Source organism: Streptomyces sp. NRRL F-5123 (genome assembly GCF_000721495.1).
In the GTDB taxonomy this organism is placed as follows: Bacteria; Actinomycetota; Actinomycetes; order Streptomycetales; family Streptomycetaceae; genus Actinacidiphila.
On record NZ_JOHY01000062.1, the window covers coordinates 1 to 13,055 of the forward strand.

Annotated in this window: 10 protein-coding genes; 6 read left to right on the forward strand and 4 right to left on the reverse strand. The window is 74.2% G+C overall.

Annotation, left to right across the window (positions count from 1 at the left end):
• Window positions 1-377 precede the first annotated feature (377 nt).
• Window positions 378-1,253, forward strand: a complete 876-nt coding sequence (locus tag IH54_RS0132830; RefSeq protein ID WP_234344135.1) for a zinc ribbon domain-containing protein — start codon at window positions 378-380, stop codon at window positions 1,251-1,253.
• Window positions 1,254-1,333: 80 nt separating this feature from the next.
• Here the strand turns inward: IH54_RS0132830 and IH54_RS0132835 are convergent, their stop codons facing one another.
• Window positions 1,334-1,969: a helix-turn-helix transcriptional regulator gene (locus IH54_RS0132835; RefSeq protein ID WP_031523996.1), complete on the reverse strand. Its 636-nt coding sequence runs from the start codon at window positions 1,967-1,969 to the stop codon at window positions 1,334-1,336.
• Between the two features lie 188 nt (window positions 1,970-2,157).
• Here IH54_RS0132835 and IH54_RS0132840 point away from each other — a divergent pair, with 188 nt between their 5' ends.
• Together IH54_RS0132840 and IH54_RS0132845 are read left to right on the forward strand one after the other, a co-directional pair.
• Window positions 2,158-3,534: a hypothetical protein gene (locus IH54_RS0132840; protein ID WP_031523999.1), complete on the forward strand. Its 1,377-nt coding sequence runs from the start codon at window positions 2,158-2,160 to the stop codon at window positions 3,532-3,534.
• A 55-nt stretch (window positions 3,535-3,589) separates the two neighbouring features.
• A complete protein-coding gene (locus IH54_RS0132845) occupies window positions 3,590-4,450 on the forward strand; it encodes a DUF4157 domain-containing protein (RefSeq protein ID WP_031524001.1) in 861 nt (286 codons plus the stop codon).
• Between the two features lie 56 nt (window positions 4,451-4,506).
• Here IH54_RS0132845 and IH54_RS0132850 read toward each other — a convergent pair whose 3' ends face one another.
• Window positions 4,507-5,700 (reverse strand): RtcB family protein, encoded by a 1,194-nt coding sequence (locus IH54_RS0132850; RefSeq protein ID WP_031524004.1) that lies wholly within the window; start codon window positions 5,698-5,700, stop codon window positions 4,507-4,509.
• A gap of 321 nt (window positions 5,701-6,021) precedes the next feature.
• Between IH54_RS0132850 and IH54_RS0132855 the strand changes: the two genes are divergently transcribed.
• The 3 genes from IH54_RS0132855 to IH54_RS0132865 all read left to right on the forward strand — a co-directional run bounded on the left by IH54_RS0132855 (window position 6,022) and on the right by IH54_RS0132865 (window position 9,526).
• Window positions 6,022-6,942, forward strand: a complete 921-nt coding sequence (locus IH54_RS0132855; RefSeq protein ID WP_031524005.1) for a DUF3558 domain-containing protein — start codon at window positions 6,022-6,024, stop codon at window positions 6,940-6,942.
• 94 nt (window positions 6,943-7,036) lie between these two features.
• Window positions 7,037-7,768 carry a hypothetical protein gene (locus tag IH54_RS0132860; protein ID WP_031524007.1) on the forward strand — a complete coding sequence of 244 codons (732 nt, stop codon included), beginning with the start codon at window positions 7,037-7,039 and terminating at the stop codon, window positions 7,766-7,768.
• 135 nt (window positions 7,769-7,903) lie between these two features.
• Window positions 7,904-9,526, forward strand: coding sequence for a DUF2637 domain-containing protein (locus IH54_RS0132865; RefSeq protein WP_031524009.1), 1,623 nt, complete (start codon window positions 7,904-7,906; stop codon window positions 9,524-9,526).
• Window positions 9,527-9,541: 15 nt separating this feature from the next.
• On the opposite strand, the gene IH54_RS0132870 is transcribed toward IH54_RS0132865, so the two are convergent.
• Together IH54_RS0132870 and lysS are read right to left on the reverse strand one after the other, a co-directional pair.
• Window positions 9,542-10,810: a hypothetical protein gene (locus IH54_RS0132870; RefSeq protein ID WP_031524012.1), complete on the reverse strand. Its 1,269-nt coding sequence runs from the start codon at window positions 10,808-10,810 to the stop codon at window positions 9,542-9,544.
• 353 nt (window positions 10,811-11,163) lie between these two features.
• On the reverse strand, window positions 11,164-12,891 hold the full coding sequence (lysS, locus tag IH54_RS0132875; protein ID WP_031524014.1) for a lysine--tRNA ligase: 1,728 nt from the start codon (window positions 12,889-12,891) through the stop codon (window positions 11,164-11,166).
• Window positions 12,892-13,055: the final 164 nt, after the last annotated feature.

The following is a 13,055-nucleotide window of genomic DNA, read 5'->3' on the forward strand; positions in this document are numbered from 1 at the left end:
CACCGAGATCTACACGTAAGGAGTCGTCGGCAGCGTCAGATGTGTATAAGAGACAGCCACAGGGCTACGGCCCCGCGCCCCAACCCGGCCCGGACTCCCGCCGCCGGCCGCCCCCGCAGGGATACGGCCCCCCGCCCGCGCAACCGCCGAGCCCCGCGCAGGGGTTCGGGCCCGCGCCGCAGCCGTACGAGCCCGTGCCGCCGCCGGTGCCGCCCTCGCCGCCGCGGGCACCGGCAACGGCACCGGCTCCGCCGCCCCCGCCCGCAGGGCCGGTCGCGCCGCGGCCCTCCGCGGAGGGGCCGGTCAGTGCCGGGACGCTCGCGGGGCAGCCCGCCGCGGTGCCGTTGCCGCCGCCCGACCCGCGGAGCGGGCCCATCGTGCCGGACGCGGCCGCGGCGCGGCGGCCGGGGGAGCGGACGGACCGGCCGCAGCCCGTGACCGGCTTCTTCGACCTCGGCGCGGAGCCGCCCGCCGCCGAGCCCGTGCGGCTGCCGGACCGGCCGTGCCCGAGCTGCGGCGCCGCCAACCCCGCGGACCGGCACCTGTGCGCGCGGTGCGGCGCGGTGCTCGACCCGCAGGCACCGCCCCCGGCGGCGCCCGCCCCCGTGCCCGAGGCGCCGCTGCCGTGGTGGCGGCGGCTGCTGCGGCGGCCGGAGCGCGCGGTCGCCGCCGGCTACCGCCCGCCCGGCCGCACCCGGCGCAGGCTGCGGCCGCGCGCGGTGTGGCCCGCGGTGGCCGTCGTGCTCGCGCTCGTGGGCTGGCTGGTCCGGGACCAGCTCTCCGACCTGGTCTCGAACATCCGGGACCGCTCGGCGAAGCCGGCCCCGCTGCACCCGAACAGCGCGACCGCGTCCACCGCGGACCCGGCGCACCCGGCGGGCATGGCCTTCGACGGCTACGCGAACCGCTACTGGGCCCCGGCCACCCCGGGCGCGGGCGCCGGACAGTACGTGGAGGCCGGCTTCCCGCAGGCCGTGCACCTCGTGACGGTCATCGTCACCCCCGGTTGCTCCGCGGACGACGGCACGTTCCTCACGCAGGCCCGCCCGTCCCGGATCACCCTCACCTTCTACGACACCGCCGGCCGCCCGACCACGCACACGGTCACCCTGCACGACCAGGCGGGCCCGCAGACCTTCGACGTCCACGCGTCCGGCGTGGCCAGGGTCCGGCTCACCACCGACGCCAGCTACGGCGCGACCGGCGGCCACCGGCTGGCCATCGCGGAAGTGGAGTTCTTCGGGCGCCAGTGATCTTTCCCCAGGGCTTTTCCGCGCCTGGTGATCGTTTTTCCGGGTCGCCCACGGAAAAACGATCACCAGCGAACTGACCGTCAGATCAGCCCCTGCCGCATCGCATACGCGACCGCCTGCGAACGCGTCCGCAGATTGAGCCGGGTCATCACCGAGTGCAGAATGTTCTTGATCGTGCGGTCGGAATATGCGAGCTTCAGGGCGATGTCCGCGGTGCTGCACCCCTCGGCGACGAGCCTCAGCACCTCGATCTCCCGTTCGTTGAGCCGGCTGAGATTCAGCCCGTGCGCATTCGTCCGGTCGCCCTGGAAACGCCCGACCTGCACCAGCAGCCCGCCCAGCAGGTCCGCCGGGACGTAGCCCTCGCCGCGGGCGACCGCGCCGATGACCTCCACGAGCTTCGCGGGCGAGGCCTCGGAGCGGCGGATCACTCCGATGAAGCCGCACTCCGCCGCCTTGACCAGCTGATTCTCGTCGATGAGAGTCACGACGAGCACCCCGCGCGGGCTCCCCGCCCGGTGGATCCGGCGCAGCACACCGAGCACCTCGTCGTCCACCGCGTCGACGACCGCCACGACGACGGACGCGGCCTCGGGATCTCGGTCGAGCAGGCGGACCTCCGGTCGCAGCCGCAATTGGCTCGCCACTCCCGCCTGAGAGATCGGATCCCAGGCGCGAAGATCGACCGCGATCCGGTCGACACTCAATTCCTTCACATTCCCTCCCCCTTTCGTGCGCAGGTCTCAAACCCCTGACGTGCACTGTCGGCATCTGGAGTTCCCGTTCTGTCATCCTGATATTCCCTGAAGCGACGTACGATGACTCAAAGCGAACCCATTCCTGCCCGAAAGACTTCCTGCACGGCCACTCCGGAAGGAAAACTTCCGCTCCTACGGTGACGCGTATGAGTATTTCGGCGAGCTTCGACGAGGGTGCCGTCGCCGTGGAGCCCGGCGGCGATGTGACGCTGCTGGTCCAGGTGGCCAATTCCGGTACCACCGTGGAGGAGCTGCGCCTCGAACCCGTCGGCCCCTGTGCCGAGTGGACCGCGGTGGAGCCCGAGCGGCTGTCGCTCTACCCGGGCGCCTCGGGCAGCGCGCAGGTGCACGTACGCCCGCCGCGGGCGCCCGGCACCGCCCCGGGCACCACGACGCTGGGCCTGCGGCTGGTGCCGACGAGCGACGCGAACCTGCCGGTCGTGGCCGAACGGCCGCTGGACGTACTGCCGTTCACCGACGTCTCCGCCGAACTGGTGCCGCGCGCCTCGCAGAGCGCGTGGCGCGGCCGGCACGAGGCCGCGGTCGACAACCGCGGCAACACGCCGCTGACCGTCACGCTGGCCGCCCAGGGCATGGGCGAGCGCGTGAAGTTCGCGCTGGAGCCCGCCGACCTCACCATTCCCTGCGGCGAGACGAAGCTGTCGCGGCTCAACGCCCGCCCGGTGCGCCGGATCTGGCGCGGGGCGCCCGCGACGCACGCCTTCCAGGTCCTCGTCACGCCCGAGCCCTCCCCGGACGGCGGCGCCCGCCCGCCCGCCGTCCTCGACGGCACGTACGAGCAGCAGGCGATCCTGCCGCGCTGGCTGCCGCGTGCGATCATCACCGCGGTCATCCTCGCGGGCGTCCTGGTCGGCCTCTGGTACGGGCTGCTGCGCCCGACCGTACGGTCCGCGGCCCGCGACGCCATCACGCCCGAGTCCATCGCCAGCGCCGCGTCCGCCACGCCGGGGACGACCGCCGGCACCACGGCCGGCACCACGGCCGGCTCGACCGCGGGCAGCACGGCGGGCACGGGCAGCACCGCCGGCACCGGTACCACCGCCCCGGCGGCGACCGCGGGCGGCACCTCCGCCGGCACCGGCAGCACGGCGGGCAGCGCGGGCGGCGCCAACCCGGGCAGCGGCGCGAACACCGCGGCCGGGACGCCGACGCGTACCAACATCAGCGTCAAGGACGCGGCCGGCGGAAGCACGAAGGCCGCCTCCTACACCGTCGCGAGCGGCAGGAGCTTCAACGTCACGGACATCGTGGTGCAGAACCCGCAGGGCGACGCGGGCACCCTCGTGGTCGCCACCGCCGACGGGCAGCTCCTCACCCTGGCGCTTGAGGACTTCCGGGCCTCCGACTACCACTTCGTCACGCCGATCGTCGTCCCGGCGGGCGGCAGGATCACCCTGACCGTCGGCTGCCGCGAGGTCGGCCGCCCGATCAAGGCGCCCGTCCCCTCGCAGTGCTCGGAGTCCGTGCTGCTCGGCGGCACCCTCCAGAGCACCACGGGCTGACCGGTCGCGCTGGACCCGCACCACCCCGTACGGCACCCTCCGGGAGGAGCCCGGCATGCGAGCGCACGACCACAGCGACCACGACCACGAGCACGAAGGCGCCCACCGGCAGGGCGCGGACGCCGACGCGCAGCAGCAGGCACTGCCCCATCTGCTCAGGGCGGCGGCCGCGGGCCGCACCGACGTGGTCGGCCCCGCGGGGTTCGGGGTGCTCCAGCGGCTCGTCGGCAACAGCGGGGTGGGCGCGGTGCTCCAGCGCGAGGTGCAGCACGGGCACGAGCACGACCACGAGCGCGAGGACGAGCACGAGGGCCGCGCGGAGGCACCCGGGGCCGCGCCCCGGTCGTCCGTGCACGACGTCGTCGGCGGCGGGGGCGGCGAGCCGCTGGACGCCGGGACGCGCACGGACATGGAGTCCCGGCTCGGCGCGGACTTCGGCGACGTCCGCGTGCACACCGACTCCGGCGCGCACGCCTCGGCGGCCGAGGTCGGCGCCCGCGCCTACACGGTCGGCAACGACATCGTCTTCCAGCGCGACGCCTACGACACCGCGTCCGACACCGGCCGCACCACGCTCGCCCACGAACTGACGCACGTCATGCAGCAGCGGCAGGGCCCGGTCGACGGCACGGAGACCGCGGGCGGCATCCGGGTGAGCGACCCCTCCGACCGCTTCGAGCGGGAGGCCTCGGCCAACGCCGAACGCGTCATGGCCGCCCCCTCCCCCGCGGCCGAACCCGCCGCCGAACCCACCGCCGCCGAGTCCGGACCCGCCGCCGAACCCGCATCCGCCGCGGCACCGGCCGTACCCGCGGGCGCGGCCGTCCAGCGCGAGGAGGACGACACGGCCTCCTCCGTCCAGCGGGAGCCGGAGAAGAAGGAGGACGAAGAGGAAGAGGCGCCGCCCGAAAGCTGACGCCTCTCCCTCCGCCGTCCGCGCCCCTCCCCCGAGGGGGCCGCCCCTGCCGGGGCTCAGCCCTTGACGCAGACGACCTGCTTGAGCTTGGCCACCACCTCGACCAGGTCCCGCTGCTGGTCGATGACCTTCTCGATCGGCTTGTACGCACCGGGGATCTCGTCGACGACCCCGGCGTCCTTGCGGCACTCCACCCCGCGCGTCTGCTCCTCCAGATCCCGCGTGGAGAAGCGCTTCTTCGCCGCGCTCCGGCTCATCCGCCGCCCGGCGCCGTGCGAGGCCGAGTTGAAGGCGTCGGTGTTGCCGAGGCCGCGCACGATGTACGACCCCGTGCCCATGGAGCCGGGGATGATGCCGTACTCGCCGCCGCCCGCGCGGATCGCGCCCTTGCGGGTGACGAGCAGGTCGACACCGTCGTACCGCTCCTCGGCCACGTAGTTGTGGTGGCAGGAGATCACCTGGTCGAAGGTGACCCGCGCCTTCTTGAACTCCTTGCGCACGACGTCCTGCAGCAGGCCCATCATCAGCGCGCGGTTGCGCTTGGCGTACTCCTGCGCCCAGAACAGGTCGTTGCGGTACGCCGCCATCTGCGGGGTGTCCGCGACGAAGACGGCGAGGTCGCGGTCGACCAGGCCCTTGTTGTGCGGCAGGCCCTGGGCCACGCCGATGTGGTGCTCGGCCAGCTCCTTGCCGATGTTGCGCGACCCGGAGTGCAGCATCAGCCACACCTCGCCGGACTCGTCCAGGCACACCTCGATGAAGTGGTTGCCGCTGCCCAGCGTGCCGATCTGCTGCGCCGCGCGCTCGGCCCGCCAGTGCACCGACTCGGTGAGCCCGTCGAAGCGCGCCCAGAAGTCGTCCCAGCCGGACGTCGGCATGCCGTGCACGTCACCGGGGCTGACCGGGTCGCTGTGCAGGCCGCGGCCGACCGGGATGGTCTGCTCGATCCGCGTCCGCAGCCGCGACAGGTCGCCGGGCAGGTCGTTCGCCGTCAGCGACGTCCGCACCGCGCTCATGCCGCAGCCGATGTCGACGCCGACCGCCGCCGGGCAGACCGCGCCCTGCATCGCGATGACGGAGCCGACCGTGGCGCCCTTGCCGTAGTGGACGTCGGGCATCACTGCGAGGCCCTTGATCCACGGCAGCGACGAGACGTTGCGCAGCTGCTGCATCGCGCCGCTCTCGACCGCGGCCGGGTCGGTCCACATGCGGATCGGGACCCGGACCCCGGGTACTTCGGTGTACGACATGGCTGCCCCCCGGGACATAGACCGACTGGAAGGAACGAGCGGGACGAAGGCACGACCGTGCGTGGCCGGGCCGGACGCCTGGAACATTCCAGACATCACGGATCAATGGCGCACAACACGTCAGTTTCACACCCATACGGCATGAAACGTCTGATTCGTCGAATAGACCAACGGGTCACCCGATAAACCCACCCCCACGGGCGCTTTCCGCGCCGCGTGCGGTAGACATTGTGTCCAGGGTTCGCTCAAGCGCGCCAAGGAATTACCGCGCCGGGACCGTTACGGCACGCAGCTGCGACACACGACATCGAGAGGCGGCACGTGAGGCAAGGGCTCCGCACAGCGCACTCCACGCGCAGGCCGCGGGCCGCGCTGGGCGCGCTGGCGCTCGCGGTCGCGCTCGGCGGCCTCGGCACGCTCACCGCGTGCACGGGCGGCGGCTCGGACAGCGCGGACGGCGACAGCAAGTCGTCGCAGGCCACCGACCAGACCGTCTCGCCCGCCCCGCCGGGCAAGTACAAGACGCTGCCGCAGCCGTGCATCGCCGTCGACCTGGACACCCTCAAGGCCGTGGTGCCGGGCGCGAAGGACTACGCCGGCACGGAGTCCCTCACGTACGACACCGACCGCCGGGTCGGCTGCACCTGGCACGCGAAGACCGCGGACGGCGCCGACCACTCGCTGGTCATCGACATGGAGCGGGTCGTGTCGTACGACCCGGCGGTGAGCGACGAGATCGAGGCCAAGTCGGACTTCGACGCGCAGGCCGCGCTGGCGTCGATCCCGCCGCTGCCGCTGCCCGGCAGCTCGCCCTCCACTCCCCCGTCGGCCACGTCCACGCCCACGGCGTCGGGCACGGCGACCGGCAGCCCGGACTCCACCGGCGGGACCGGCTCGGGCGACGGCTCCGGCACGAACGACGCGGACGGCACGAAAGCCGCGAACGGCACGGACTCCGCGGGTGGCAGCGGCCATGACTGGGGGCCGCGGCGGCTCACGGATGTGGGCAACGCCGCATTCATCTACGACACCCTCACCCCGGCCAAGGGCAGCAAGGGCGCCGCGGCCGCCCAGGGCGTGACCCGCCGCGATGTGACGCTCGTCTTCCGCACCGCGAACGTCGTCGTGACCATCCGCTACGGCGCCGCCTCCGCGCCCGCCGGCACCCCCCCGCAGAGCTCTGACGTGCAGCAAAGCGCCCAGAAGGTCGCCAAGCAGCTGGAGCGCAAGGTCGAGGGCTGACCTTCCGGCCGCGCGGGGGCCGCTCCGGGCACCCCTTAGGGTGGAGGGCCGACCGGCCGCACAGGCGCGACTCACGACGACTGGACCCAGGACCATGGAACGACGACGACGCACCGCACCGCGCCGGGCCCTGCTGCTGGCGTGCGCCGCGGCCGTGCCCGCGCTGCTGCTCGCCGGCTGCTCCTCCGGCGGCTCCGGCTCGGACTCCGGCTCGGGATCCGGCGGCAAGGGCAGCGGCAACGGAAAGGGCAAGGACGCCACCGCGAGCGCCTCGGCGACGACGGCGGCGCCCGCACCGGAGAAGTTCGCCACGCTGCCCAACGCCTGCCTGTCGGTCGGCCAGGCGACCGTGACCGCGATCGTGCCCAAGGCCAAGTCGCCGGCCGGCACGCCCGCCACCTCCGACGACGCCAAGGACCGCGCGGGCTGCTCCTGGACCGGCAACGGCAAGGACGGCTACCAGTACCGCTGGCTGTCCGTCACCCTCCAGCGCTTCGCCTCCACCCCGGCCTCACCCGCCGAGGACCAGGCGAAGGAACGCTTCACCGGCCAGGCGGCCGACCTCGGCAGCACGACGGGCGCGAAGGCGTCGGCCGTCACGGGCGTGGGCGACCAGGCGTTCTCGTTCGCGGGCAAGGCCACCGTCGCGAAGGTCACCTCGCAGGACGACACCCTCCTGGTGCGCACCGGCAACGTCGTGGTGATCGTCGAGTACAACGGCGCGGGCCTGGAGGGCAAGAAGAACCCGAGCGCCTCCACCGTTGATGCCGGCGCGCTGCGGGCCGCCAAGGAAGCGGTCGCGGCGGTCGCGGCGGCGAACGCGTAACAAACCCCGCCCCGCCCGTCCGCAAAGCAGCGGCAATCCGTACGTTTGTCCGGGCCGGGGGGCGCCGGGCGGTCGCCGCGGTATGGCAGTCTGGGGCCGCCAGTTGCCGAGTCGCAGTCGCAGGAGGGGTCGCGGGTGGCCGCGATACGTTTGACCCGCACGCACCGGATATTGGTCGGGGTCGTCGTCACGGGTGCCGTCGTCATTGCCGGCATAGGCTTCGCCGGGTCCTACGCGGCCGTGCGCTCGCTCGCGCTGGACAAGGGTTTCGGCTGGTTCGCGAACGTCTTCCCGATCGGCGTGGACGCCGGCATCGTCGTCCTGCTGGCCCTCGACCTGCTGCTGACCTGGCTGCGCATCCCTTTTCCGCTGCTGCGGCAGACCGCGTGGCTGCTGACCGCCGCGACCATCGCCTTCAACGGCGCCGCCGCCTGGCCCGACGGGCTCGGCGTGGGCATGCACGCGATCATCCCGGTCCTCTTCGTGGTGTCGGTCGAGGCCGCGCGGCACGCCATCGGGCGCATCGCCGACATCACCGCCGACAAGCACATGGAGGGCGTCCGCTTCACCCGCTGGCTGCTCGCGCCCTTCCCGACCTTCCGGCTGTGGCGCCGCATGAAGCTGTGGGAGCTGCGGTCGTACGAGGAGGTCATCCGGCGCGAGCAGGACCGGCTGGTCTACCGGGCGAGGCTGCGCGCCCGCTACGGCGTCGCCTGGCGCCGCCGGGCACCCGTCGAGGCGATCATGCCGCTGCGGCTGGCCAAGTACGGGGTCCCACTGGCCGACACCGCCGAGGCCGGACTCGCCGCGGCGGGCCTCGACCCCCTCGCGGGCCCCGCGCCCAAGGAGCTCACGGCCGCGGCGCCGGTCCCCGAGAAGGAGGCCGAGGCGGCGCCGCCGCAGGCCGCGACGGCTGCCGGGGCGGTGCCGGTGGCGGCGGTCCCGGAGCGCGCGGAGGGGGCGGGGGCCGGGGCGGGGCCGTACGCCGAGCCGGTCGGGCACGCGTACGACGCGCGCTTCGACCCGCGGTACGACCCTCGCTTCGATCCCCGGTACGACCAGCAGTACGACCCGCGGCTCGACCCCCGGCTCGACCCGCAGTACGACCCGCGGCTCGATCCCCGCTTCGACCCGCAGTACGACCCGCGGCTCGACCCCCGCTTCGCCGAGGTGGGGCCCCAGGCGCAACACCCGCAGCAGGGGCCGCAGCCGCAGGGGGACGTCAGGGCGCAGCCGCACGCCGGCGGGGAGGCGGACGGCCCGGCCGGGAGCCCCTGGTTCCACGCCCAGCGGCTGCCGGAGCGCTCCCAGCCCGGCCAGGCCCAGGCCCCGGCCCCCGAGCCGGAGCCCGCGCCGGACCGGCCCCGTATCCCCACCGGCCCGGAGCGCGACCGCCCGCTCGGCGTCGGCGCGGGTCCCAATGGGGCGAACGGCGCGAACGGCGGCGTGAACGGCTCCGGGCCGCTCCCCTTCCCGGGCCAGCGGACCGAGGAGTACGCCCCGGAGCCCGAGCCCGAGCCGGAGCCCGTCGACCCGACGCTGAACCTCCCCGACGGTGTCTCCCTCGAGGAGGCCTACTTCGCGGCGTACCGCCAGTACGTGCGCGAGAAGGGCGAATTCCCGAACGCCCGGCAGTTCTCCCGCTACCTCCCGACCGTGTACGGCGGCACCGCCCCCGAGGAGCGCACCCTCGTCACGGCCATCCGGGACATGCGCTACCGCTTCCAGTCCGAGTCGGACATCGAGCACATCCCGTAGGCGCGCCCGCGCCCGCTACGGGCGGGCGAAGACGCCGGTGGGCTGGAGCGGCTCGTAGCCGCGGGCCAGCAGTTCGGCGGTCACACCGACCGGGCCCGTCGAGCCGTCGGCGCAGGTGACCGTGAGGGCCGTGCTGTACGTGCCGCCCGGTGCCAGGTCGGTGGCGGTCGGCGGGGTGACGGTGCCGACGAGGGTGCCGTCCGGGCCCTCGGTCAGGGCGACCGGCTCGCCGTCCGCGGTCACGGTCACGTCGTCCGGGTGCAGGCCGCCCGGCCGGGAGAGCACCAGGCGCGTGCCGACGTCGGTGAAGTACGGGCCGTCCGCCGGGCTCGTGAAGTCGACCGTGCCCACCAGGGAGCAGGCGTTGTCGTCGCACCCGCCGCCACCGCCGCCACCGCCGTTGCCGCCGCCGCCCCGCAGGGACGGCGGGAGCGCGCCGACGCGGGCGGGCGTGCCGCCGACGTCGTAGGTGCCGGGGTGGCCGGGGCCGCCCGGCGTGGTGGGCGCGAGGTCGATACTGCCCGTCGCGGTGCCGTCGACCCGGAAGTCGTAGACGGTGCCGTCGAGCGTGAGGTTGTCGACGTAGGTGTCCAGGCTCGCGCTCGCGTCGCCGAGCCGCCCGACGTTGGCGATCACGCCGATCGCGCCGCTGCCCGCACCGCCGCAGGCCGCGACGTAGTCGCTGAACGGGTGGTCGCTGCCCGCCGCGAAGGACCCCACCGCGCGCGAGGTGCGCCACAGTGCGGCGCCGCCGGTGTCGAAGTGCCGCCAGATGTCGGCGACCGCGCCGGCCCTGCCCTGGGTGTCGGTGGCCAGCTGCGGCTGGAAGCTGAGCGTGGTGAAGGCTCCCCCGCAGAAGCCCGGCAGCTGGAGGTTCGCACCGAAGGGGATCGCGGAGGGGGTGGAGCCGGCGGAGCTCACGTAGAGGTCGTACGACAGCGGGGACGCGGCGATCCGGCTGAACGACAGCGGCAGGGCGAAGTAGTGGGCGGCCTGCGACTGCTCGGCCTCGGCGGCACCGGTCACGGCCAGGTGCAGGCTGCCGTTGAAGCGGACGGGGTCGGCGAAGGGCGCGACCTCCTGCGTGCCGAACGGCCGCCCGGCGTTCCCCGGGTCGTCCTGCAGCCGCAGCCAGGGGCCCCGCGGCCCGAGGTCGGCGGCGGTGACCGGTTGAACCACGGCGTCCGCCGCCCCGGCCGGCGCGGCGCAGGCGAGAACGGCGGGGGCGGCCGCGACAGCGGCGGCGGTGAGTGACGCGGCGAACCGCGCGGCAAGACGAGGCATACGGTGGGGCTCCCATCGGGATCGGCGCATCAAGCGCCTCCGATGGTTCCCCCCGGCGCCCCCCTGCCGACGCCGCGCCCCACCGATGTCACCCTGACGGCCTTGCCCTCACGCCCCGCGGCACCGCCCGCACGGCCGGGCGCCGCCCACGACGGACGGGCACCCGACCCCCCGGCCGGGCGTCCCCCACGACGGATCGCTCGCCTCCCGGCCCCCGCCGCACCGGCCGGGCGCCACCCACGAAGCATCCCTCGCCTCCCGGCCCCCGCCGCACCGGCCAGGCACCGCCCGCTGCCAGGAGTCCGGCGGCGGATACGGCTCCCGGCCGGTGCGCCGGTCAGGCCGTCAGGCCGTCAGGCCGCGGGCGCGCCCAGCAGGGTGCGGACGCGGTCCTGGCCCACCGCGAGGAGGAGGGTCGGCAGCCGGGGGCCGGTGTCGCGGCCGACGAGCAGCTCGTAGAGCAGGGCGAAGAACGCCCGCTGGGCGACCTTCAGCTCGGGCGTCGGCTTGGCGTCGGGCTCCAGGCCCGCCTGGACCTTCGGCACCGCGTAGACCAGCGTCGTCAGGCCGTCCAGCGACCAGTGCGACGCCAGCCCGTCGAGCAGCAGCTTCAGCGCGCCGCGCCCCGCGTCGTCCAGCGCGGCGAGCCGGCCTTCGTCCGGCTCGGCCCGCACCACCGTGCGCTGCTCGGCGGGCACCTGCGTGGTGATCCAGGCCTCCGCCCGGTCCAGCCGCGGGCGCACCTCGTCCAGCGTCGCGATCGGGCGCTCCGGATCCAGCTCCGACAGGATCCGCAGCGTCTGCTGCTCGGCGCCCGCGGTGATGTCGGCGACCGATGCCAGCGTCCGGTACGGCAGCGGCCGCGGGGTGCGCGGCAGCTCGCCCGCCGCGGTGCCGACCGCGCGGCTGTAAGCGGCCTGGTCGGCGGGCAGCGCGGCGCCCTCCTCGACCTTGCGCGTCAGGGCGTCCCACTCGTCGTAGAGCCGCTGGATCTCCTGGTCGAAGGCGATCTTGAAGGACTGGTTGGGGCGGCGCCGCGCGTACAGCCAGCGCAGGATCTGCGGCTCCATGATCCGCAGCGCGTCCGCCGGCACCGGCACTCCGCCCTTGGACGAGGACATCTTCGCCATGCCGGAGATGCCCACGAAGGCGTACATCGGCCCGATGGGCTGCTTCCCGCCGAAGATCGGCCCGACGATCTGTCCGCCGACCTGGAAGGACGACCCCGGCGAGGAGTGGTCGACACCGGACGGCTCGAAGACGACGCCCTCGTACGCCCAGCGCATCGGCCAGTCGACCTTCCAGACCAGCTTGCCGCGGTCGAACTCGCGCAGCAGCACCGTCTCGCCGTGCCCGCACGTGCACGTGTACGTCATCTCGGTCGTCTCGTCGTCGTACGCGGTGACCGTGGTGAAGTCCTTGCCGCACTCCGCGCAGAACGGCTTGTACGGGTAATACTCCGCGCCGCTGCCGCTGCCGTCGTCCTCGGCGGCCGCGCCGGAGCCCTCGGCGGCGGCGACCTCCGCCTCGTCGAGCGGCTTCTGCTGCTGCTTGGCGGGCGCCTTCTTCGTGCGGTACTGCGCGAGGATCTCGTCGATCTCCCGGCGGTGCTGCATCGCGTGCAGCACCTGCTCGCGGTAGGCCCCCGACGTGTACTGCTCGGTCTGGCTGATCGGGTCGTACTCCACGCCCAGCTCGGCCAGCGACGCGACGATCTGCGCCTTGAAGTGCTCCGCCCAGTTCGGGTACGCGGAGCCCGCGGGGGCGGGCACGGACGTGAGCGGCTTGCCGATGTGCTCGGCCCACGACGCGTCGACGCCCGGCACCCCGTTCGGCACCTTGCGGTAGCGGTCGAAGTCGTCGAAGGAGATCAGATGGCGCACCTGGTAACCGCGGCGGCGGATCTCGTCGGCGACCAGGTGGGGCGTCATGACCTCGCGCAGATTGCCCAGGTGGATCGGGCCTGAGGGGCTCAGCCCGGACGCGACGACGACGGTTTTCCCGGGGGCGCGACGCTCCGACTCGGCGATGACGTCGTCCGCGAAACGGGAGACCCAGTCGGTCTCGGTGCTGGCAGCCACTGCTCTGTCCTTTCCCCTGCTGGGCGGGCCGCCCCGGAGGCGTCCCGCTCCCACGATTCTCCCAGACCCTCGCCCCCCGCCGGGCCGCCCTGTGGACAACCCGCCCCCGCCCCCACCCCTGTGGATAACCTGCTCGCCGATTCCGGCCGCCGTGGGAGACTGGG

Coding starts and splice junctions, on each gene's coding strand:
- IH54_RS0132840 (WP_031523999.1), top strand. CDS start 2,158: ATGAGTATTTCGGCGAGCTTCGACGAGGGTGCCGTCGCCGTGGAGCCC.
- IH54_RS0132845 (WP_031524001.1), top strand. CDS start 3,590: ATGCGAGCGCACGACCACAGCGACCACGACCACGAGCACGAAGGCGCC.
- IH54_RS0132850 (WP_031524004.1), bottom strand. CDS start 5,700: ATGTCGTACACCGAAGTACCCGGGGTCCGGGTCCCGATCCGCATGTGG.
- IH54_RS0132860 (WP_031524007.1), top strand. CDS start 7,037: ATGGAACGACGACGACGCACCGCACCGCGCCGGGCCCTGCTGCTGGCG.
- IH54_RS0132870 (WP_031524012.1), bottom strand. CDS start 10,810: ATGCCTCGTCTTGCCGCGCGGTTCGCCGCGTCACTCACCGCCGCCGCT.